Genomic DNA, 24,727 nt, shown 5'->3' with positions numbered 1-24,727 from the left:
ATCATAAAAAAGATGTTTTTGTCTTTTTATATTACATGCTCAAATAAAAATTAAATTAGAACTTAAAATAGAATTAAAAATGAAAAAACAATACATAGTTTTAGCGTTATTGTTAGTGAGTTTCCAATTTGTAAACGCACAACTTACTTTAGACGGAGAATTTAGACCACGTACAGAATATAGAAACGGATTTGGAAGTTTAATTCCGGATGCAGCAGATGCAGGGTTTGGAATTTCTACAAGAGTACGGTTAAATACTAGCTACATGACCGATAATTATTGGGTATATGTTAGTTTACAAGACGTAATGGTTTGGGGAGAAAACAGACAGATTTTACCTAATGATCAAAATAACTCATTTGCCATTTTTCAGGCTTGGGCAGAAATTAAATTAGGAGAGAATACATCTACAAGAGTTGGTCGTCAAGTGTTATCTTATGATGATCAAAGAATTTTAGGAGGCTTAGATTGGGCACAACAAGGTAGAAATCATGATGCTGCTTTAATTAAGTATAAAAAGAACAATTTTATGTTAGACTTTGCACTAGCATTTAACCAAGATTATTCAAATCCAACAGGTTTTCAATCCGCAGGAACTGCGTATAATACAACAGGTTATTTCTCATATAAAACAATGCAAATGTTATATATGAAGCAAAAATGGAATAAATTATCTGGTAGTTTATTGTTGTTAAATAACGGTTTTCAAGAATTTGATGCTACTACAAATGAAGCAGATGGAGTTAGTAATTTACAAACTTTAGGAACGCATTTAGAGTATAAAGACGGAAGTTTTGGTTTGTCTGCAAATGCTTTTTTACAGACAGGGAAACGTCAAGGTGCCGTTGATGTAAAAGGTGCTTATTTAGTAGGTTTAGATGCAACATATAAAGTAGCGCCAAAAGTAGGTTTAGGTCTAGGTATTGAGGCAATTAGTGGTAATGATGGAGCTGCAGGGGAAACCGGAGCGTTCTTTCCATTATATGGAACAAACCATAAATTTAATGGTTTTATGGATTATTTTTATGTGGGTAACCACGCAAACTCAATTGGTTTGGTAGATTATCATGTAAGTGCAAACTTTACTATAGATGATTCTTCTAGTTTAATGGTAAAAGCCCTTAATTTTAGAGGAGAGCAAGCCTTAGCAAGTGGAGAAAAATCTTTAGGAACAGAAGTAGATTTAGTTTACAAAAAGAAATTTAAAGGCTATTCTTTAGTACTTGGATATTCGCAAATGTTTGCAAGCGACGGTATGTATGAGTTAAAAGGAGTTACAGAAGCAACTGCAGCTAATAATCAGAATTGGGCTTGGGCAATGTTAGTAATTAAGCCTAAGTTTTTAAGTGGAAAATAAAAAATAGCAAAGTAAATTATTAGTATTATAGTTCCTTTTTAGTGTTAAGAATTATGATTTCTAATATTTTAAATCCCTCTTTTAGAGGGATTTTTCTTTTGTGTAAAGTCAATAGTAGTCTACTAAAAATGGTTTTAACACACAGTTTGTCTTTTCGACCGTAGGGAGAAATCACATAAAGGTTATAAATTGTTGTAGCATCACTGTTATGAGGCTTTTCGTAGACTCGAAGTGACGTTGGGTGTTTATACTCACAGTTTGTCATTCCGAAATGAGCTTTTTTCAAGCGATTGAGGAATCACATAAAGTTTGTAAATATTGCTGTGGTATCACTGTTATGAGACTTCTCCTAAACTCGAAGTGACAAACGGTGGTGGTTTTGTTGTGTGCATATTTGAGTTGGGTGGAATGCATTTAGCATAAAAAAAGCCACTAATTCACGAATTTTTTATGTTTTGAGGTTAAAACAAAAGAATAAGACTATTTTTTTTATGGACAATTCTGCTTGTTTAGTATGTCTTTTTTTTTGTCATTTAGATTAGCGGTCTTACGTCTTTTTAATATATACTAATGATGATATATTATTTGAAAAATATAGAAAAGTCTAGTGCGTTTTCGTCCTAGAATCATGATATTATTAGTAATTTTATCAAAAAAAAATGAAGTATAAAGCTGTTATATTCGATTTAGATGGAACGCTCGTAAACTCAATTAAAGATATTGCAGATGCGATGAATATTGTGCTTAAAAAACGCGAATATCCTACCTATAATTATGAAACATATAAAACTTTTGTGGGCAGTGGTGTTAAAAGTTTAGTGATTAAAGCGTTACCAGATGCAAAACCTAAAACGGAAGAAGTAGAAGAATGTCTTATAGATATGATGCAGGTGTACAGTGAGGTTTGCACAAATAAAACAAAACCTTATGAAGGTATATTAGAGTTATTAGAAGCGTTAAAAACAAAAAATATTAAAGTAAGTGTACTTTCTAATAAAGAAGATACGTTAACTAAAAAAATATCGGCCTTTTTGTTGCCAGATTATTTAAGTCCTGTTTTAGGATTGAAGGTTGAGGTTGATAAAAAACCAAACCCGAAAGTAGCTTTAGAAATCTGCGAGGAGATACAAGTAAAACCAGAGGAAACCATTTTTGTTGGTGATACAGACGTAGATATTTTGGTAGCTAAAAATGCAAATATGCTTCCTGTTGGCGTGTCTTGGGGTTTTAGGGATAAAAAAGGATTGATAGAAGCTGGAGCGACACATATTTTAGAACATCCTTTAGATTTGTTGAAAATTATAGAACTAGATTAGTAACAAAAAAAACGTTTCTTTTTTTAAAGGACTCGTCACAATAAGATCATTTATATTGATTTTTATAATAAAATTCATTTAAATAGATAGAATTTCATCAAAAGTTTTAACTGATTAAGTTAGTATCATTTTTAGCTATTTAATTAAAAAACCTCAACTTTTACAGTTGAGGTTTTTTTTTGTTTCTTTTATACTTTGATATTAAAGTAATCTACTTTTTAATAATGCCATCTTACAAATGCTTCCATAGCTGCGTAATGAGACAAGCCTAATTGGTCATATAATTCTGCGGTTTCTCTATTTCGGTCTTCTGCACGTTGCCAAAATTCTCTACTGTCTGCACCTTGAAAAACAACACCATCTTTCTGAGATTGATGCTTAAAAATTCCTTTTCTTTTCTCTAGAACTTGGTCTGGTCCCATTGGTACGGCCATTTCTATTTCATCAATGCCCCATTCTTGCCATGCACCTCTGTACAACCAAACCCAACAGTCTTTCATAAACTTTTTAGGTTTTAGGGCTCTAACAGCTGCAAAAATTGCATCTAGACACACTTTATGAGTTCCGTGTGGATCTGCTAAATCTCCAGCTGCATAAATTTGATGCGGCTTAATTTTTTCGATTAATTCTTTGGTTATCTCTACATCTCCAACTCCAATTGGGTTCTTTTTTATCGCTCCGGTTTCATAGAAAGGCAATTCCATAAAGTGGATTTGAGTATCTGGTAACCCTATAAAATGACTGGCTGCTCTTGCTTCTCCTTTTCTAATTAATCCTTTAATGTATCTAACCTCTGCAGTATCTATTTCGCTCGCTTTTTTGTTCTTTAAAAAGTCTGCTGCTTTCTTGTAGATTGCATTTGCTTCAGAATTATCAATTCCAAATTTATCATTATAATCACACACAAAACTTGCAAAACGCAATGCTTCATCATCTGCAACTGCAATATTGCCAGAGGTTTGGTATCCAATATGTACTTCATGGCCTTGCTCATGTAATCGTTTAAAAGTACCGCCCATACTAATAACGTCATCATCTGGATGCGGACTAAAAATTAAGACACGTTTTTTAGCGGGTTCAGCTCTTTCTGGTCGTTTACTATCGTCTGCATTTGGTTTTCCACCTGGCCAACCGGTAATAGTATTTTGTAATTTGTTAAATATTTTTATGTTGATGTCATACGCAGGACCCGAATCTGCCAACAAATCGCTCATTCCATTTTCTATGTAATCGGCATCTGTTAACATTAAAATTGGTTTCTTCAAATAAAGCGCTAAACTTAAAACGGCTTTTCTAGTAAGCGTGTCTGTCCAAACTATTTTTTCTACCAACCAAGGCGTATTGATTCTTGTTAATTTAGAAGCTGCTGCTTGGTCTAAAATAAAAGTTGCATTTCTATGTTCTTGCAAATAAGAAGCAGGTACTAAACTTGTAACCTCATCTTCTACAGAGGCTTTTATAATATTAGATTTGCTTTCTCCCCAAGCCATTAAAATGACTCTTTTAGCTTCCATTATTTTTTTAACACCTAAAGTAATTGCTGTTCTTGGTGTGTTTTCTAAACCAGAAAAATCTCCACTAGCTGCAACTCTTGTAATATGGTCTAAAGCAACCAATCTTGTTTTAGAATTTTGAAGAGATCCAGATTCGTTAAACCCAATATGACCATTTCCTCCAATTCCTAAAATTTGCAAATCGATACCACCTAAAGCTTCAATTTTTGCTTCATATTGATCACAATAATCTCTAATAGCTGCTTTTGATAACGTTCCGTCTGGTACATGACAGTTTTCTGGTAAAATATCTATGTGATTAAACAGTTGTTCTTGCATAAAACGCACATAACTGTTTATAGAATCTGGTTCCATTGGGTAGTATTCATCTAAATTAAAAGACACTACGTTTTTAAAACTTAAACCTTCTTCTTTATGTAATCTTACCAATTCTGCATATAGTCCTTTTGGTGAAGAACCTGTTGCTAAACCTAAAATACAAGGTTGTTTTTGAGACTGCTTTACCTTAATAAGGCTCGCAATTTCTTGTGCAATTGATTTTGCTGCTGATGTAGAATCTTCATATACGATAGTTCCAATATTTTCGAATCTTTTTTCGAAACCTGTTGCTTTGTCTATAGTGCTTTTTAACATAATTTGTTATTTGTTTCTTTGAAAAGTTACTTTATTTATTTGCTCCAGTTTTTAATTTTATGTCCCCATATTGCAAAAAATAGTACAATGGCATAACAAGGAATTAGAATCCAATAACTACTGGTAGAAGCTGTTGCTATTGCTTCTGCTTCTTCTAATCCGCTTGTCATTAATTGATGTTTTCCTGCATCTACTAATTTTCCGTATAATGGTAAAATAACAGCTCCTCCTGCAATTGCCATAATTAATAAAGCAGATGCAGTTTTAGTGAATTTACCTAGCCCATTTAATGTTAGAGGCCATATTGCAGGCCAAACTAAGGCGTTTGCAATACCTAAGGATGCAACAAATAGAACAGAGGTAAAACCTGTAGTTGATAGTATACAAAAACTAAAAATAATACCAAGAATGGCACTTATTTTTAGGGCTGTATCTTGTTTTAGGTATTTTGGAATAAGGAATACTCCTAGTGCATACGTTACTACCATTGCAGATAACGTAAACAATGTAAAGAATTTAGCATCTGCAGCTGGTATTCCTAGAGATAAACCATAAGCTATAATAGAATCTCCGGCTATTACTTCTGCACCAACATATACAAACAATGTAAGTACTCCTAACCAAAGATGTGGGAATTGAAAGATACTTGTTTTTGTAGTTTCCTCATTTTTAACGTCATCTTCAACTTCTTCCTCTGTTGCTTCAACTTCTGGTAAGGGAGCTTTTCTTATTAAAATAGCAAAAATGAATAGTACAACTGCCATTACTATATAAGGTGTAATCACACTATCTGCCATGGTTGCTAATAATTGTTCTTTTTCTAAAGCAGAAACGGTTCCTATTTTTTCTTTAACTTCATCAATTCCAGATAATAAAAGAGCTCCAAAAACTAAAGAGCCTAAAGCACCTGCACTTTTGTTTGCAATACCCATTAGCGCCATACGTTTTGCACCACTTTCAATAGGTCCTATAATTGTAATGTATGGATTAGCAGCTGTTTGACATAAAGTCATTCCGGTTCCTTGAATAAAGATTGCTGTTAAAAACAACCAATATGTTTGAGATTCAGCTGCTGGAATAAATACTAATGCTCCAATAGCCATGATTGATAAACCCAAAGACATCCCTTTTTTATACCCTACTTTTCCTATGATATAAGATGATGGTAGTGCCATTACAACAAATGATATATAGGATGCAGAAGCTACCATGTAGGATTGCGCCTCTGTTAACTCATTTAAAGTTTTCATAAACGGAATTAAGGCACCGTTAATCCAAGTTACAAAACCGAAAATAGAAAATAACCCTGCTATTATTGCAATTGGAATTGTATAATTTGTTTTTGATAAAGTTTGTTGATTAGACATATATAAGAGATTTTAATAGGTGATTTAGTTGGTATAATTATTTATAGACTTATTTTTTTAGAAAAACTTTTTATCAATTTAAATTGATTTTTTGCTCTGTCTAAATTATGCTCTTGGTAACTGATTTTGTAATAAACATCATTATTTAAGTAGTCTGTTAAAAAACGCAGTGCCATTATAAAAATCATTGTTTTTGCTGCTAATGGCAAATATTTTAATTCTGTTTCTGTTAATGAGTCTTGGGTTTTTTCTAAAAATCCTTTTTCGTATGCTTTGTAATAGTCTAAATTGAATTCTACTTTAGATAAATCTGTTTCATCTTCTGCGGCTGTGTTACAAATTGTTCTAATAGCATCGCCAAAATCATAATGAATAATACCGGGCATTACGGTGTCTGTATCTATCATACAAACTCCTTTATTGTTTTTTGTAAATAACGAATTAGATATTTTTGTATCGTTATGTGTAACTCTTATAGGAATTTCACCTGCATCTTTTAAGTTTTGAAGAATGTGCATTTCTTCCTTTAAATCTGCCACTATTTGTATGTAATCTGCAGCTTTGGTTAAGCGGCTTTTAGAAGCACTTTGTATAGAAGAAGCATACTGCTTAAAACGAAAAGCCATGTTATGAAAATTAGGAATCACCTCTATTAATTGGCTGCTATCAAAATCTGATGTTAAGTTTAAAAAGTCTCCTAAAAGTTTTCCGCCTTCGTACGCAATTTCTCCATCTTTTACAATTTCGTGGGTCACGCTATCATCAATAAAAATCATCACATTCCAGAAATTTACACCTTCTTTGTGGTAATAAGAATTACGATTCTTTTCTTTTATAAAACTTAAAACAGTCTTATTTAATGCTTCGTTTGATGCGTTTGAATATTTGCTTCTAATATGATTACTTGTTAACACTTTGTTGTTTACCAAACCTGGTACATCTTTAAAAACAACCTCATTGATTCTTTGGAGTATGTAATTCGTATCTCCATCTGTTTTTATTAAAAAAGTATCATTTATATGCCCAGAATTTAATTCTGAATGACTTTTATAATTAAATTGATGATCGAATTCGTTAAAAATAGAGATAATCGTTTCTGCTTTCATATTAGTTCCATAATTTAGTTGGATACACTCCGTTTTCTTTTAGTTTATTAATCTCTAATTGTGCTTTTTCTTTATCGTCACTATAGGTAACTCCAAACCATTTAGAGTCTGATTCTATTACTTTTACAGATGCTTTTTTAGACGCCAACATGGTATTTACAATGGTTGGTAAATAAAACTCTGCTTTTAAGTTTTCTTTATTTTTTTCTAAAAAGTCTAAAAATAAGGTGTCTCCAAACTCAAAACATTTAGGAGTAAAACCCCAAAAATTCATAGAAACAGTGGTGTTTTCATCAATAGGAACCATTTCTCCGTTATTATCTTCACTTTTTAGGATTCCGTCTATTTTTTCAATTCTAACTCTTTCTGTAACATCAGTTAAAAAACCGTCTTTATCAACAGTGCATTCTCCTCTAGAAACATAACCGTTTTCTGAAATTGTATTTTTTAAAGAATAAGCTACCATGCTAAAATTATAACTATTTTTATCTGTATTTCTTAGCTTTTCTGCAATGGCAACAAAAGCTTGTCTGCTATAAAAATCATCTGCGTTTATAATGGCAAAATTTTCTTTTACCACATCTTTTGTCATTAATAAAGCATGCCCTGTTCCCCAAGGTTTTACTCTTTCTGGATTTCTGTACTTTTTAGGTACGTTTTCTAATTCTTGAAAGACATATTCTATAGTTATCTTACCTGCTAATTTTGAATTATAAATAGCTTTAAATTCTTTCTCAAAAGTTTTACGAATAATAAATACCACTTTACCAAAACCAGCGTGAACGGCATCATAAAGAGAAAAATCTATAATAGTATCTCCTTCTTTAGTAAAACTGTCCATTTGTTTTAAGCCGCCGTAACGACTTCCCATTCCTGCTGCTAAAATAACTAGTGTAGGTTTCTTGTTTTCATTCATAATTAGTTGATATTTAGTCAGTATTAATGTTTTTGTTAAGTTTCAATGGTTTCTGATTGAAACAAAAATATATATATTATTTTGTGTTACCAAGAGAATAGTAATAAAATGTGCTCGAACACATTTATTAAGACGAAAAGATATATATTTGCTTTGATGAAGAAATATACTATTAAAAACATAGCAGAATTAGCAGGAGTATCTAAAGGAACGGTAGATAGAGTTATTCATAAAAGAGGTAAAGTATCTGCAATAGCTTTAGAAAAGGTTACTGCTATTTTAAATGAAATAGATTACAAGCCTAATTTACTAGCTAGAAGTTTAAAGAACACCAAAGATTACCACATTTGTGTTGTTTTGCCAGATTATAATAAAGATGCTTTTTGGCTTCCATGTTACCAGGGTATTGTAGAGGCAGTAAATGAATTTGCGTCTTTTGGTATTTTTATAGAGCCCTTCTTTTTTCATCCTAATGATGTGTATTCTTTTGTAGAGGTTAATAATAAAGTATTAGAATTATCTCCGGATGCTGTTTTATTAGCTCCTTTATTCTATAAGGAAACGGTAGCTATTATTAATAAATATGCACTTAAAAAGATTATTGTTAGTAAGTTTAATAATCAATTAGAAATAGAAAATACAAAGAATTTTGTTGGTCAAGATTTATTTAAAAGTGGTAGAATAGCGGCAGAATTGTTACAAATGATTGTTAAAAAAAATGCTTCGATTGCTATTATTCATGTCGATGAAGATTTTAATAATTCCATTCACATGCAAGAAAAGGAAAAAGGCTTTAGAGCGTATTTTGATGAAATAAAAAATGCTAATTATAAAATTGTAACGCATAACTCTAAACAATCTGACCTTGCAAATAATCTAGAGGCTATATTTTCTGAGTCTTTTACTTCGGATGCCATATTTGTAACCACTTCTAAAATTTTTGAGGTTGCAGAATTCATCCAAAGTAAAAATTTAAATCACGTAAAATTGATTGGTTACGATTTATTGGAAGAAAATATTCAGTATTTAAAAGACAATATCATTCATTTTTTAATTCATCAGAACCCTAAAAAACAGGTGTATTTAGGTATAAATTATTTAGTTGATTTCTTTCTTTTTAATAAAGAAATACCAACAAAAAGCTTGTTGCCAATAGATATTATTACAGCAGAAAACTTAGAAACTTATTTAGAAAATTGAAAACATACTCCGTAAAATATAGTGAAGAAAATGATATTGTAATTTCTGGAGACGGAAATAACAATATATGGAATAAGGCCGATTCTTTAATTGACTTTACATCACCTTGGAATGGAAATGTGATAAAAAAAACAACATTTAAGGCTGTCTATAATTCAGAAAAAATATTTTTTCAATTTATAGTGAACGATTCTTTAAGACATCTTCATTTATCTGAAAATAAGAATGACAGTATTAATGTTTCCGATAGGGTAGAGTTGTTTTTTAGAAGTGATGCTTCTATAGATCCGTATTACTGTTTAGAGATTGATACTGCAGGAAGAATTATGGATTTTAAAGCAAAGCCGAACAAAAATTTCGATTTTAATTGGAGTTGGCCAAGTGAGGATATCTTTGTAAAATCGTCTATCAATAAAACGAATTTTATTGTAGAAATTGCCATCTCACTTCAATCTTTAGAAGCATTAAACTTGTTAAAAAATGGAATTATAGAAACAGGTATTTACAGAGCAAAGTACCACAAACAAAAAGAAGGTACATTTTTACCAACTTGGATTACTTGGGTAAACCCAAATACAAAAACACCTAATTTTCATACTCCAACTTCTTTTGGAATTTTAAAATTAGAGAGGTTCTAAATTTCTTTTAAAATTTAATATTAAAATCTAACCGAACACGGTTTCCATTTTCTTTTTCTATACCCAAAGGAACAATTTGATTTACAAAAAAAGCTCTCAATTTTAAGTTCATACTTTGGTTGATGGCATAACCACCCATAACCTCTAATCCTTTAAAATTTGTAAGTCTTCCGTCATTAGAACCTTGTGAAGAATAATCCCATCTTGCCCAATCGTTTTGTGCAAAAAAATCTACCGCTGCAAATTTTTCTAAAAAAGAGTAGGTGAAGTTCAGTTTCCAATCTCCAGATTTTTTAAGGTTTCCAAAACTTAGACTCGTGATCATTCCTTGTTTTTGATTCGAAATTTCTTTTGAAATAGTAGGGTTGTTATCATAATTTTTTACGTTTTGATAAAAATCGAAACCAGCTGTAATTTGTTTTTCTGGCGCAATTATAAATTTTGCACCCATATGTAAAATGGCGTAATCCATTACAAAAGTTTCATTACCATCAGGAATATTTGGAATATTATTAAAATAGTAAAACGAAGGAAAAAGCTTTAACCTTTTTTGTAAATGGGTTGTAACCACCTGAATTCCTTGAAACGAAGCATCTTTGTCTAAAGAAGATCCATTAGAAGCCACAATAAAATGGCCTGTATTTACTTGCAAAGCGTTTATAAAATTACCTTCTAAATTAAAGGAACCACTTAAAGATATTCCTTCTGGAAACACATTATCACTCCAAAATAATTCATTTTGTTTTTCGAAAGGAAAGGCATTTTTTCCAAGCCAAGAAGAAAACCATTTATGGTTAAATTTTACATATATTTTTTCAAAAGAAATAGGTAAAGTTCCAAATTCTTTAAAACTATCACCTAGTGTTAATTGAGGGTCTTGCTGCTTTTTTGGATCTCCAGTACGCAATCTAGACCCAAAAGAAAGCCAATCTTTGTATTGATACTCTACACCAAAACGTGCCCTATATCTTAACCTTGTTCTATCATTTCTATAAGTTCCGTCGCTTTTACGAGAACTCCAATCTTGTTCTACTCTAAACCTAAAATCACCCTGAAAAGAAAGTTTAGATTTTGTGCTATCTATTTGTCCAAATAGTAACGTTGGAAATATTAAAAGTAGCAGTAAGTTACCGATTTGTTTCAAAATGATAAATTTAATTTGAGTATGTTTTATTTAATTACATTTAATCTTTTACCTACTTTAATAAATGCAGCTACCGCTTTATCTATATGTTCTTTTGTATGCGCTGCAGATAATTGTACTCTAATTCTTGCTTTGTCTTTTGGTACTACTGGAAAGAAAAAACCAATTACATAAATACCTTCTTCTAATAATTGATTTGCCATAATTTGAGACAATTTTGCATCATACAGCATAACGGGTACAATTGCAGCATCTGCCCCCACTAAATCGAAACCTGCTGCTTCCATTTTAGATCTAAAATAATTGGTGTTTTCCTCTAATTTATCTCGTAAAGAAGTATCATTTTCTATCATTTCAAAAACTTTTAAAGAGGCACCAACAATTGCAGGAGCCAAAGAATTTGAAAATAAGTAAGGTCTAGAACGCTGACGTAACATTTCTATAATTTCTTTTTTACCAGTAGTAAAACCACCCATTGCACCACCCAAAGCTTTTCCTAAAGTTCCGGTAATAATATCTACTCTGCCAAGTACATTTTTTAGTTCAATAGTACCACGACCGGTTTTACCTATAAAACCAGAAGCATGGCATTCATCTACCATTACCAAAGCATCATATTTATTTGCCAAATCGCAAATTTTATCTAACTCGGCAACAACACCATCCATAGAAAATACACCGTCTGTAACAATTATTTTAAAACGATGGTTTTGTTTGTTGGCTTCAATTAACTGTTCTTCTAAAGAAACCATATCGTTATTGTTATAACGGAAACGAGCTGCTTTACACAAACGAACTCCGTCTATAATAGAAGCGTGGTTTAGGGAGTCGGAAATGATTGCATCTTCTTTAGATAATAAAGGTTCAAAAACTCCTCCATTAGCATCAAAAGCGGCAGCGTACAAAATGGTGTCTTCACAATGAAAAAATTGGGCAATTTTAGCTTCTAATTCTTTATGAATATCTTGAGTTCCGCAAATAAAACGAACTGAAGACATACCAAAACCATGAGAATCTAACGTGTCTTTAGCTGCCTGAATTACTTCTTTGTTATTAGACAAGCCTAAGTAGTTATTGGCACAAAAATTAATTACTTCTTCTCCTGTAGAAACTTTTATAACGGCATCTTGAGAGGTTGTAATAATGCGTTCTTCTTTAAATAAACCATTGTCTTTAATGGCTTGTAATTCTTTTTGTAAATTCTCTTTTATGCTTCCGTACATCGTGTATCTTTTATTTTACAGTATTTAAACTGTATTTTTCTTTCATTATTTTAGAAGTGCTATCTAAATTGAATTCTGGTTTTCTGTTTCAATCTTGTCTTGCAGCTGCATCATTTATACTTTCTGGCAACGAACTTACAATTTCTAATTCCATTTTACTTGCATCTTTTTTGTAAGTACAGTAACTATTTGTTTTACTGCTTCTAAAATTAAAAAAAGGAATAAAACCTTAAATGTACTTAAGATTTTATTCCAAACATAATTCAAAAAAAAAAAACTAATATGTATATCCTTTAATTTCTGCTAATGCACCAAATCGGTCATTATCATGAGCAGAATTCATGGAGATTTTAATATATCTTGTAGTTTGTAAATTTTCAAAATCTATATTCTGATTGTCAGTAGAATTTGCTAAATTAAAATCTCCTAATGCAATCCAATTAGTATTATCTACACTCACACTTACAGAAATAGTGCTCACTGTTCTAGAAAGATTATCTCTTTGATTAAATTGTAAACCGGCAATTTCTGTACTTGTTCCCATATCAATTGTAATATGATGCGGATAAGCAGCAGTACCGCAATCTCCGTTCCAACAAGAATGCCAATAAGTTGCTAAATCTCCATCTAATACATCTGAAGCTAAGCCATTATTTGTCCCATCTTCTCCTACAGCTTCTTCTGTACTAAAATCTTTAATAGACCAATTACTTCTGTCAATTAAAGATACCGTTACTGTTGTAGGTGGTGTTGGTATTGGTAAAGTAGAAAAATTGATGTTTGGCGCTGTTCCGCTTACGGTTCTCGTAAAAGTTGTACCCGGAGTAACAGTATCATTAAAGAAACCACAATTCTTTAAAAAGAATTTATTTCCGTTAGCTCCACCAGAAAAGTCTACTCTATCTCCTGCGGCTGCAGTAGCATCTGCAGTAAATTTGGCGGTAGTAACTTCTGTCCAAATTTTATCAGTAGAATACGCCCATTGATTTCCGTATTCTCCTTGTCTTGTTTTGTAACCAGTACTTGGGTTAAAGTTTTCTAAGAAAGAATGAGGTCTTTTTATATAGGTACTTGTTTTTGGTCTTCTTAAAGAAGCTATTAACTCCCATTTATCTGTATCAGGATTAAAGAAGTATCCTGTATAATCTGTAGAACCAGACACTTCTGTAGAAGGTTCTGCTTTTAATAATAATTTATAGGTAACTCCTGCTTTCCAATTTACATTTTTAAAACTCTGTATTCCAGAACCTTCATTTCCAAAATCTTGAACCGTTACGCCAGCACCATGTCCTAAACTAGTTACTTTATAATCATCCGGAATTTGGTTTGGATCGTCTGTACTAAAAGCACTCCAAATAGAAAATAATACACGTCTTTCGGTATCAGAATTTACTTGTAAACCAAAATACCCTTCTGCATGCCCATTTACCATAAAGAAAGAACCTAACTTATCTTGTCCTACAGGAACTGTAACTTCATTATAAAAATATTGAATTTCTTTGTTCTCTGGCAGATTGTAGTTTAAATGAACAGAAGGACCTCTTCTACCAAAATGCTGATTGGTTGTTGGGTTAAAGTTAAGTGTAGAACTTATTGCAGAACCACCTAAAAGTAAGCTGTTAATATCGCCAATATAAGTACCAGATTTAGAGATTCCTTTAATTTCTATATAATTATATCCTGCTGGCACTGTAAAAGAGCCAACATCTATTGTTGTATATTCTGTAGAGGTAAGTGTAATTTCTTTTGTTATAGTACCTACTGTAACTTTTATTTTTGATGTTCCATCTTCAGATTTTGCACTGAAACCAACATCTAAAGTTCCGGCTCCTGTATTTACGTACGTACGAATTACATCATCTGTTGATGACCAGTTATGAATTCCGTCTGCAGAAATAATTGCTAGATCTTGCGCTAAATTATCAATAACCCAACTATTAGAACCAATTGGTATTGTTTTAGTAAAGGATAAACTGGTTACAGCATCTTTAGGGTCTACAGGTTCTGGCGTGGCACTTTCTGCAGCAGAGCATGAGCAATATAAAAATACAGATAATGTAACAACTGTAAATAATAGTAAGGTTTTATTAATTCTAAATTGATTATTTAATATATTCATTGCTAAATTTATTTGGTTGTATTATACTTTTGGTGGTTGCTATTATTGTTGATTACAATTACAGATGTACCGGCATTTGTTTTTATTTTTTTTAGTGCTCTAACATCTTTATCAGCAAAAAAACCAGTTTTTGTATTTACAAAAAATTCAAACTCACCTTGTTTTTTTCCTTTTAAGAAAACACCAATTCCACTATCTGCACGCGTAGTTTCTATTTCTGATAAATGGTTATTTCCTGCCATTAAAAGATCTTTAATTTCATCGCCATCAAAATCATCAAAAAGAATGCTGTTTATAGGAGCTCTTTGTGCTTCTAAAGGAAATGGCTTAAAATTAAAATTACCAGCACCTTCATTTATAAATATTCCAGATTGAAATTCGTTTACTTCGTAGTGTAACGATTCAGAAAAATTAGCACCTAATATGCCTCCAATGTCTTTGCTTGCAAACTCGTTGTAGGTTTTTATTCTATCTTTTAAATAAGGCATTTGTTGTGCAGTACAGCCTTTTCCTCTAACGGGTACTTGTTTGTTATTGTAGTATTTAGCCAACATAATGTCTTCTGTACCATTGTTGTCAAAATCATGTGTGTATACATGAAAAGATTTTTCTTTAGAAGCATGGAATTTATAATTCAGTCCTAAATTACCAGCAACAATATCTTTATCTCCATCACCATCAATATCTTCAATTACAATGGTATTCCACCAGCCTTTGGCTGATGATAAACTAGCGTAAGAATTATTTTCAGATAGTTTTCCGTCTTCATTTACAAAGACTTCAATCCCCATCCATTCTCCGGTAACAATTAAATCGATATCATTGTCATTATCAATATCTGCCCATTGCGCATCTGTAACCATACCAATAGTTACTAATTCTGGAGAAATAGTAGCCGTTTTATTTTTAAATACACCTTTTTCATTTATCAAAAGATAAGAAGTAGGAGCGTAGGGATATTTATCAGGAACAACTCTGCTTCCTATAAATAAATCGATGTCTCCATCATTATCATAATCGGCAGCTCTAACAACAGATCCAGCTGTTTTTAAAGATGGAATTTTAGTAGTATTTCTTCTGAATTTAAAATTTCCATTATTGATGTACAATCTATCTTCTAAAAGGTCTGAGCCTTCTTTAAATTCATAACTTCCGCTTACTACATATAAATCTAAATCTCCATCATTATCAGCATCAAAGAAACTAGCAGAAACATCTTCATATTTACTGTCTTTTTTAAAATCTGCAATTGCAATTGAGGTATAACCTCCACTTTTTTGAGCAATTAATAATTGTGCTTCTTGTAGATGGGCACCTCCTATAAAAAGATCGTCTAAACTATCATTATTTAAGTCAGCTTTTGCTATTGTTGGTCCGGTTTGAGATAATTTATGAGGTAACAATACTTGTTTATCAAAATCATTATACGGAATTTCTTTGTGAGAAAAATTAAAAGCTTCTTCTGTAAATATTTTTGTAGTTACTGGTTTTTCTACTTTTGAAATTTCAGAGCTTTCAGCATAATTGATGGTTAAAGTCTGATTGACTTTTACGTTCTCTAAAACCTGTTTTTTACCATTATACCATGTAACTTCTAACTTCGGAATTGTGGTGTTTTCTCCAATACCAAAATTTAAAGTGTTAGACATAGAAGAAAGATATCCTCTAGCATTTATTAATTGTCTTGTAATTATTTCGTCGTTATTTAGAAATAATTGAACCTTTGTACCTACACCAAATTTGTTTTTATCAGAACCTTTAAACTTAATGTTTAAGTAGTTTTTATTACTGGTTTCTCTGGTGTTATTTCTTAGAATAGTAGCGTCTTCATCTAAATTATTGGTAACAATATCTAAATCGCCATCGTTGTCTAAATCTACATAAACTGCTCCGTTAGAAAAAGTTGGTGCTTCACTTGCCCAATCTTCTGTAGTGTTGCTAAACTGTCCTTTTTGGTTGTTTTTAAAAAAGTAGTTGGTTAATTTTTGTTGTGGTAATTTCTGAGTGAATTTGTAGAAATCTTCTTCACTTAGTTTTGCTTTATTTTCTTTAATATATGCATCAATTTCTTTGTTAGTGTCTCTATCTACCACATCTCTATACACACCATTTGTAACGTAAATATCATTATAACCATCTAAATCGAAATCTGCAAACAGCGTAGACCAACTCCAGTCTGTACTTGCTATACCAGACATGTTAGCGACTTCGCTATAGGTATTATTTCCGTTATTTATTTGCAATACATTGTGCATGTATTGGTGGTGGTAATCTGCATCTACCATTTCTTGAAAACGGTCTATAGACATCATAGACATGGTGGTTTTAGAACGTACATAGTCTTCGGGACTCATATCTAACACCATTAAATCTGTGAGTCCGTCATTATTAATATCTGCAATATCGCTACCCATACTATAGTAAGAAATGTGCTTAAATAAGTCATTTCTAGCTTCAGTAAAAGTACCATTGCCATTATTTAGATAGGCAAAATCTGGTGTAATAAAATCGTTAGAAACATAAATGTCATCCCAACCATCATTGTTTAAATCGCCAACTTGTGCATTTAATCCAAAGCCAATATCTAGTTTAATTCCGGCTTCTTTAGAAACATCTGTAAAATGCCCATTTCCATCATTTTGATACAATCTATCGCTACCTCTTAAGCTTTTCGTTTGTTCGCTTCCTTCAATTTTATCTAAGTCTATAATTTTTCCTGTTAAACCAAAATCTGAAGGAGCATTTGCAATATACACGTCTAAATCTCCATCTTTATCATAATCGAAAAAAGTAGAATTTATAGATTTATTAGTATCTGCTAAACCATATTTTTGAGCTTGCTCTGTAAAAGTAAGATCGCCATTATTTATGTATAACATATTGGCTAATTTTTCATCTCCTTGGTACCAACCTGCTCGGTTGATATAAATATCTAAGAAACCATCATTATTAACATCGGCTACAGAAACACCTACATCAAAACCTGGTCTTTTTACAATACCAGCTTTTAAGGTGATGTCTTCAAATTTAAAATTGCCTTTGTTGATAAATAATTGATTGTGATATACGTTGGATGTGAAAAATAAATCTTCTAAGCCATCATTATTAAAATCGGCAGCAGCAACGCCACCACCAATATAAATGTATTGATATTTATAGTAATGCAGTCTTTCTGATTCTAATATTTTATTTTGAAAAGTTACTCCAGAAATATCCGAAGGTACTTTTGTAAACATTTTTTCTGAACCTAAACTATCTACAGATTTAGAACATGAAAAAACACTAAATACTATAACAAGTGCGCTTAAATATTTTAGGGCTATGGTTCTCAAAATTGTTTACGTTTATTAAATTAGTTAAAAAAGGTATTTAAAAGCCAAGACAAAAGATGTTGCCTTGGCTTTAAAAAAAAGGGGGAACTATATTTTAAAAGTAAGGTGCAAACTCAGCTAAAGCAGCGTTGTTAGAACCGTCATAAACTGTTATTACATTCAGTCTAATGTAACGAGCAGCAACTACTTCTTCTAATTCTTTTTGTTGTCCTACTTTTACTTTTTCTAAAGAAAATTCGCCTAAAGAAGTCCAAGTAGTATTGTCATCACTAATTTCTATAGAACAAGTTTCAATGTTTCTAGAAAGAGATTGTCTTTGTGTAAAAATAATACCACTAATCTCTTTTACAGATAACATATCTATAACAAAAGAATGAGGAGGTACTGCGGTACAACCATTCCAGCAAGTATGCCAAAAGGTATCTGGGTTACCATCAAACGTATTAAAAACTCTTCCGTTTCCTTCTCCTTCTCCGTCTTGATCTTCTTGACTAGTGTAATTTGTAACTACCCAACCTGTTGTATCTAAAGGTACAGGAGGTAGTTTAAGACTCGTGTCTATAAGTACTGTATCTGGTGTGCAAGAATATGTAATTGCTAATATGGCAATTGAAAATAATGCAACCACAGAGAGTGTTATCTTTCTTTGTATGATTTTTGTTTTCATAAATTTCATTTATTTTAAGTGTTCCAAATCTTCATTATCGTTTTCAAAATACCTTGTGAGGTTTTTTTACTAATCATTCTGAATTAAAGTTGGTTGTATTAATATTTGTTGCTCAGGAATAAATTCTATAATAACATTGTTATTAGCCTCTATTTCATAAAATGGATTTGAATTATTTAAGTGCGTACCAGGATACTTTCTATTCATTGTTTTTCCATTTCTATATACATCAAATTTTCTATGACCTTCATAAGCTAATTCTAATCTACGTTCTTCTAAAACAACATCTAATATTGATTTTCCTACAGGAATAGTACTCGTTGTGTATGTAGGAACTGTAGCTCTTGTACGTAAAACATTTACTTCATCTAGGGCAGCTTGTGTAGCTCCTTGTTTGGCCAACGCTTCGGCTTTGTTTAAGTACATTTCTGCTAAACGAGATACTGTTGGAGACCAAAGGTGTAAATCGTTTTCTTGTTGAGATGCTTTAAGGATAAAGAATTTTGGATACCCATTTCGTTTGTCCATATCAAAATCAAAAGTTACATCTTGTCGTCCGGTAGCTGCTACAAAGTAATGTTGTGTTTTACCAGCTACTGTTTCAGATAGTAAAGGGTATGTAATTTCATCATCTTGTAAAGTAATTACACCACCTGTATTTGTAGTACGTCTAAATTGGTATGTATAGGTATCATCTACCCAATATACCGCTGGAATTTTTTGACCATTAGCATCTAATAAATATTGTGGTTCTATAAAACTTTTTCTTAAATCACTTGCATTTTTATTTACCAATTCTAGATAGGTTTGAGAAGCATACATTTCTCCCCAACCAACACCGTCTATCGTTGCGTAAAAAGAGCCAATTGTATACCAATCTTCAGTTCCAGGAATATCAATATCTTTGGTTAAAGTAATAGAAAAAATTGCCTCTTCGTTTTCTGCCGGAGCTAATGTATTCATTACAGCAAAACGGCTAGAAGGTAAAAGTGAATAACGCCCGGAGTTGATTACTTTATCGGCATATTCTATGGCTTTTGTATTATCTTCCATATATAAATATACACGAGATAATAATGCTTGTGCCGCTTCTTTAGTAGCAAAAGAAGCACTTTTGTTTTCATTCATTAAAGCTTCTGCTTTTAATAAATCTGCAATTACTTGGTCATACACTTCACCAACCGTATTTCTGTCTGGTAAATCTGTAATATCCGAAGTTAATTTTAAAGGAATTGATAGGTTTGAAACACCTTGGTTATAAGGTTTTCCAAAAACATTACCCATTTGGAAAAATACGAGTGCTCTAATGTAATAGTTTTCTCCAATTACTTGATCTGCTTCTGCAGAGCTACCTTCTGTTAAGCTCTCTATAACTCTATTTGTACCAACAATAGCTTTAAAAGAATTACTCCAAAATCTATTATTTCTTGAGTTGTTTTGAGTTCTTTGGTAGTTGTAAAAGAAAAATAGGGCATCTGTTGTTCCACCACTTATCATTACATTATCTCCAGAATATTCAGACATTCTATGTAAATCGTCTGACCAACCATCATATCCTTTATCACCCTTTAAAAACAAATAATTACCAAGAGTAGCAGATTGGGCGGCTCCAGGATCTTTAAATAAATCATCTGCGGATATTTCTGTGAAGGGACTTCTATCTAATTCACAAGATGTAAAAACAGCTGTGATTGCTAGTAGTGATATATATATTATTTTCTTCATGTTTAAATTTTTATTTAATTAAAACGTAATATTAAGTCCTAATGCATAACGCTTTGGAATAGGGTAGCCTAAATCTGTAAAACCACCAGCTCCTCCAATAGTAGGATCTACACCTGTAAACTTCGTAAAAGTAGCTAGGTTATCTCCTGTTAAATAGATGTTTGCTCCAGTTACACCAATTTTACTTAGTACATTTTCTGGTATGTCAAAAGAAACTCTAACATTATTTAATCTTAAATAACTTCCGTCTTCTAAATAACGAGAAGAAGTTTGGTTACTTCCTGGATAACCACCAATTCTAGGTTTTGGATGCGTAACAATATCTCCTGGATTTTCCCATCTACTAGAACCTTCTGGCAATACCATTTGATTAAATTGTAAATAATACCCGTCTGAATCAAATAAATTACGAGAAGAATTGTATAATTCTGCTCCGTAAGCAAAACTCCAGTTAGAACTTAAAGTGAAATTTTTATATCTAATATTGGTATTAAAACCACCTGTAAAGTCTGGATTAGAACTTCCTACAATTTGTACAGTAGCATCATTATAATCTGCTGTAGTACTTACAGTACCATCTTCTTCGATTTTTTCATAAACAGGAGCTCCATTACCTGGGTTTACACCTAACCATTTTCTCATGTAGAAAGTACCTAATTCTTCACCTTCTCTAAGAATGGTAGATCCGCTAATGATATCTGTACCATCTGCAAGCTTTTTTATGTTATTTTGATTAAAACTAGCATTAAAGCCAACATTAATTCCAAAATCATCTTTATTTACGATGTCTGCACCTAAAGAAAATTCAACACCTTTGTTAGTAATAGATCCAATATTTTCATACCTACCACTAAAACCTGTTTGGTCTGATAATGCTCTGTAGTAAAGTAATCCAGAATTTTCTTTGTTATAAAAATCTACTGCTAAATCTACTTTATTAAAAAATCTAGACTCTAAACCAATATTTGTTTCAATCGCTTTTTCCCAAGTTAAATTTTCGGTACCTAACCTAAGCGGTTTTGCTGCAATAATACCAGCATATTGAAATTTAACATCATACGTACTTAAATATCCAAAACCACCTGGTTGATTACCAACTGCACCATGACTGGCTCTTAGTTTTAAGATATTTATATCATCGATATTAAAAAAATCTTCTTTGTGAATATTCCAACCTGCAGCTATAGAATAAAACGTACCATAACGGTAGTCTTTTGCAAATGCAGATGCACCATCTACTCTTACAGATCCTTTAGCAAAATATAAACCTTTGTAATCATAATCTCCAGAGAATAGGAAAGATTGCTGAGCAAATTCACTTGCGTCACCATTGGCAACAGAAGCTTTTAAACCAACACTTTGTACTTCTCCGTTTACAACCACATTTTCAGACCCAGTAGTAATGTTTTTAGAACTACCATCATTATACTCATAACCTGCTAAAAGGTTTATAGTATGATCATCATTAAAAGTGTTAGAATATTTTAACATTTGGTTTGTAAACCTTGTTAAGTTTCTATAGGTATAATCGCTTATAGAACCGTTGGTAGATTTACCTCCGTTAGATCTTGGATCTGTATAGCTAAAAGATTCATACGTTCCATATCTAAAGTTATTAGTAGATATAAAAGTTAAGTTTGGAGCTAGTTTGTATTCAAAATCGAAACTTGCAAACAAGTCAAAAGATTGTGAGTCTGAATAATTCCATTGACGGTCATAGAAAAAGTTTCTTTTATCTCTACCCAACCAATCATCTCCTTGAGAAGTATTTGCATTTATTACAGAACCATCTTCTGCAAAAGGATTGTCCCAAGGCATGTTTGTGTAAGCCTCATATAAATTAGCTTCTCTTGTATTATCTCTACCATCAAAAACAAAATTAATTTTTGGTTTAATCGTTAACTTATCGGTTATTTTATAATCTAGATTTGTACGGAAAGTATATCTGTCAAGCTCATTTCCTATAACAGTACCCTCTTCATTATAATACCCCATAGACATAAATAAATTATGCGTTTCTGTAGCAGATGTAAAAGTTATAGAAGCATCTTTTACAAAAGCGTCTTGTGTTGCTCCATCTACCCAATCGTAATCTCTATTTAATAAATCTTCTGTAAACCAAGGATTAGGATTTCCTATTTCTGTATGAAGATCATATAGTTCTTGAGAATTCATTAATCTAAAGTTTCCAGGATTAAATACATTTACACCACTTTTTAAAGAAACCTTAACTTGTGGTTTAGCGCCTATTTTACCTCTTTTAGAAGTAACTATAATTACACCATTTGCACCTCTGTTACCGTATAAAGCAGTTGCAGATGCATCCTTTAAAACAGAAATACTAGCAACATCATTAGGGTTTAATTTAGGATCACTATTACCAATAATAACACCGTCTACTACCCACAATGGTGAATTTGTAGAGTTGATTGAAGATCTACCTCTAATTAAAATACTTGGAGAAGCTCCAGGTGATCCACCACCAGGTAAAACTTGTACTCCAGTAACTTTACCTTGTAACATAGATGCTACTTCTGGAGTGGTTACATCGGCTAATTTTTCTGCGTCTATTTGCACAACAGAAGAAGTTACAGTCTCTCTTTTTTGAGTACCATAAGCAACAATTACCACTTCGTCTAATTGACTTAAACTCTCACTTATAGAAATTTTTAAATTTTGTTCATTTGCAACTGTTACTTCTTTGGTTGTATACCCAAGAGAAGAAACGACAATAATATCTCCAGAACTTAATTTAATGGTTACAACACCATCAAAATCTGTAGACCCTCCTTTGGTTGTTCCTTTAAGAACAACACTTACACCTGGTATTGGCACTTGGTCACTATCTACCACGGTAACAACAACAGACTTTTCTTGGGCAAATAGTACCGCCGAAAAGAATAGCATTGTTATAAAAAATAAGGTACTTTTTTTCATATAAGATTGGTTTTAGTTGATTTTTGATTAATAGTTTTCTTTAATCCAGTTATAAGGTTTTCTTTTTATCCAAGTTCCTCTTGTAAAGTCTGGGAAATCTTGAGGTTCACCATTGTTTTCTATAGATAATTCAGATAATGGAGTAATTGCACTCCAAGCTGCGGCATCATAAGCATCCATTGGTGGTGCAATATTTTCTTTAGCAGATTCTACAAAGGCATTTAATACAAAAAAGTCAATTCCTCCATGGCCAGCTTCGGTTGCAGAATCTCCATATTTTTTCCATAATGGGTGATCGTATTTTTCAAACCAAGCATCCATACCTTCCCAACCATGTCCTTTGGTTGTTCCTTCTACATGGATTCTTTGTGTGTGGTAATCAAAATCTGTTAAGCCTTGTACCCCCTGTACTTTAAAGCCTAATGAATATGGATGTGGTGTATTTACGTTGTGTGTTACTATAATGGTTTCTCCATTAGAAGTTTCTATAGTAGAGGTAATAATATCACCTTGTTTCCACTTTAATTTTGCATTCGGGTGGTCTTTTCCGCCATTATCAACAATATATTTATTTAATCCAATAGCTTTGGTAGCGTGAGATGTTAAAGAGACCATTCTATTACCTCTATTTATATCTGCCATAACTGCTACAGGACCTAAACCATGTGTAGGATACACATCTGCATTTCTTAATAAAGAATGTTGTGTTCTCCAAGCAGATTCAGAAATACCTTTCTCACCAAATTCTACACCTTTTCCATAAGCAGATTTTCCATCGTTTAATTTTACCCCTCTTAAATCGTGTTGATAGCCACATGTAAAATGTAATAATTCACCAAAAACATTTTGTTTTACCATATTTAAAACGGCAAGTACATCTCTTCTATAGTTAACATTTTCTAAAATCATTAAATGAGATCCTGTTTCCTCATGTGTGTTTACCAGGTCCCAACATTCTTCTAATGTATTTGCTGCAGATACTTCTAAGCCTGTATATTTACCAGCCTTCATAGAATCTACTGCCATTTTTGTATGCCATAACCAAGGTGTAGCTATAATTACAGCATCAATTTCTTTTAAAGCTAGAAGGTTTTTATAGTCGTAATCATCTTTACCAAATACTTCTGGAGCTTTTTTACCTGCTTTTTTAATTAACTCTAAAGACATGTCTATTCTCTTTTGGTCTAAATCACAAATAGCCACAATTTCAATATCTTTTCTTTGTAGTGCATTGTTTAAGTGATTTGTTCCTCTTAAGCCTACACCTATAAAAGCAATTTTTAATTTATCTTTTTTTAAATTAAAATCTGCACCAAATGATACACCTGGTAATATTGATAATCCTGCTGTTGCTATTGCTGCTTTTTTTATAAAAGATCTTCTTGAATTTGATTCCATGTTTACACAATGTTAAAGTTATACTGTACAAATATGGTTTTTTTAAGAGTATCTTAACTATATTTTTTCAGCCAAATAAGGCGTTATTTACAGTCAAAATTCAATTTTTGACTGATAAGTATACTTTTATGAATA

At 31.9% G+C, this 24,727-nt stretch carries 16 protein-coding genes; 4 read left to right on the top strand and 12 right to left on the bottom strand.

All coding sequences use genetic code 11. The features are described from left to right. The first annotated feature begins 79 nt into the window (after window positions 1-79). Window positions 80-1,357: an alginate export family protein gene (locus GQS58_RS11445; protein ID WP_166385979.1), complete on the top strand. Its 1,278-nt coding sequence runs from the start codon at window positions 80-82 to the stop codon at window positions 1,355-1,357. A 659-nt stretch (window positions 1,358-2,016) separates the two neighbouring features. Further along, the gene (locus GQS58_RS11440) at window positions 2,017-2,673 is read left to right on the top strand and encodes an HAD family hydrolase (protein WP_166385977.1); all 657 of its coding nucleotides are present in this window, start codon (window positions 2,017-2,019) and stop codon (window positions 2,671-2,673) included. Window positions 2,674-2,891: 218 nt separating this feature from the next. Here GQS58_RS11440 and nagB read toward each other — a convergent pair whose 3' ends face one another. Genes nagB through GQS58_RS11420 form a run of 4 tightly spaced genes read right to left on the bottom strand, consistent with a single transcriptional unit; the run spans window position 2,892 to window position 8,209 of the window. After that, window positions 2,892-4,820, bottom strand: a complete 1,929-nt coding sequence (gene nagB, locus GQS58_RS11435; protein ID WP_166385975.1) for a glucosamine-6-phosphate deaminase — start codon at window positions 4,818-4,820, stop codon at window positions 2,892-2,894. Between the two features lie 35 nt (window positions 4,821-4,855). Then, entirely contained in the window at window positions 4,856-6,187 is a 1,332-nt protein-coding gene (locus GQS58_RS11430) for a sugar MFS transporter (RefSeq protein WP_166385973.1), read from the bottom strand. 41 nt (window positions 6,188-6,228) lie between these two features. Further along, window positions 6,229-7,293, bottom strand: coding sequence for a phosphotransferase enzyme family protein (locus tag GQS58_RS11425; protein WP_166385971.1), 1,065 nt, complete (start codon window positions 7,291-7,293; stop codon window positions 6,229-6,231). Between the two features lies 1 nt (window position 7,294). Further along, the gene (locus GQS58_RS11420) at window positions 7,295-8,209 is read right to left on the bottom strand and encodes an NDP-sugar synthase (RefSeq protein WP_166385969.1); all 915 of its coding nucleotides are present in this window, start codon (window positions 8,207-8,209) and stop codon (window positions 7,295-7,297) included. Between the two features lie 156 nt (window positions 8,210-8,365). Between GQS58_RS11420 and GQS58_RS11415 the strand changes: the two genes are divergently transcribed. Both GQS58_RS11415 and GQS58_RS11410 read left to right on the top strand, forming a co-directional pair. Further along, window positions 8,366-9,409 carry a LacI family DNA-binding transcriptional regulator gene (locus GQS58_RS11415; RefSeq protein ID WP_166385967.1) on the top strand — a complete coding sequence of 348 codons (1,044 nt, stop codon included), beginning with the start codon at window positions 8,366-8,368 and terminating at the stop codon, window positions 9,407-9,409. Further along, window positions 9,406-10,047 carry a carbohydrate-binding family 9-like protein gene (locus GQS58_RS11410; RefSeq protein WP_166385965.1) on the top strand — a complete coding sequence of 214 codons (642 nt, stop codon included), beginning with the start codon at window positions 9,406-9,408 and terminating at the stop codon, window positions 10,045-10,047. Before GQS58_RS11415 ends, GQS58_RS11410 begins: the two co-directional genes overlap by 4 nt. A gap of 7 nt (window positions 10,048-10,054) precedes the next feature. Here the strand turns inward: GQS58_RS11410 and GQS58_RS11405 are convergent, their stop codons facing one another. The 8 genes from GQS58_RS11405 to GQS58_RS11370 form a co-directional block, all read right to left on the bottom strand. After that, a complete protein-coding gene (locus GQS58_RS11405; protein ID WP_166385963.1) occupies window positions 10,055-11,191 on the bottom strand; it encodes a putative porin in 1,137 nt (378 codons plus the stop codon). 26 nt (window positions 11,192-11,217) lie between these two features. After that, entirely contained in the window at window positions 11,218-12,414 is a 1,197-nt protein-coding gene (gene kbl, locus GQS58_RS11400; protein ID WP_166385961.1) for a glycine C-acetyltransferase, read from the bottom strand. Between the two features lie 277 nt (window positions 12,415-12,691). Then, the gene (locus GQS58_RS11395) at window positions 12,692-14,533 is read right to left on the bottom strand and encodes a DUF3472 domain-containing protein (RefSeq protein WP_166385959.1); all 1,842 of its coding nucleotides are present in this window, start codon (window positions 14,531-14,533) and stop codon (window positions 12,692-12,694) included. An 8-nt stretch (window positions 14,534-14,541) separates the two neighbouring features. Further along, window positions 14,542-17,865: a VCBS repeat-containing protein gene (locus tag GQS58_RS11390; RefSeq protein ID WP_166385957.1), complete on the bottom strand. Its 3,324-nt coding sequence runs from the start codon at window positions 17,863-17,865 to the stop codon at window positions 14,542-14,544. Between the two features lie 94 nt (window positions 17,866-17,959). Further along, on the bottom strand, window positions 17,960-18,532 hold the full coding sequence (locus tag GQS58_RS11385; protein ID WP_166385955.1) for a discoidin domain-containing protein: 573 nt from the start codon (window positions 18,530-18,532) through the stop codon (window positions 17,960-17,962). Window positions 18,533-18,601: 69 nt separating this feature from the next. After that, window positions 18,602-20,257, bottom strand: a complete 1,656-nt coding sequence (locus GQS58_RS11380) for a RagB/SusD family nutrient uptake outer membrane protein (RefSeq protein WP_166385953.1) — start codon at window positions 20,255-20,257, stop codon at window positions 18,602-18,604. 18 nt (window positions 20,258-20,275) lie between these two features. Beyond that, window positions 20,276-23,194, bottom strand: coding sequence for a SusC/RagA family TonB-linked outer membrane protein (locus tag GQS58_RS11375; RefSeq protein ID WP_166385951.1), 2,919 nt, complete (start codon window positions 23,192-23,194; stop codon window positions 20,276-20,278). Between the two features lie 27 nt (window positions 23,195-23,221). Continuing rightward, complete coding sequence (locus tag GQS58_RS11370; RefSeq protein ID WP_166385949.1) at window positions 23,222-24,592, bottom strand: Gfo/Idh/MocA family protein; 1,371 nt, start codon at window positions 24,590-24,592, stop codon at window positions 23,222-23,224. Window positions 24,593-24,727: the final 135 nt, after the last annotated feature.

It is taken from the genome of Polaribacter sp. 11A2H (assembly GCF_011379025.1).
Taxonomy (GTDB): domain Bacteria; phylum Bacteroidota; class Bacteroidia; order Flavobacteriales; family Flavobacteriaceae; genus Polaribacter.
The sequence above is the reverse complement of the archived record's forward strand: the minus strand, read 5'-3'. Positions and strand labels throughout refer to the sequence as shown.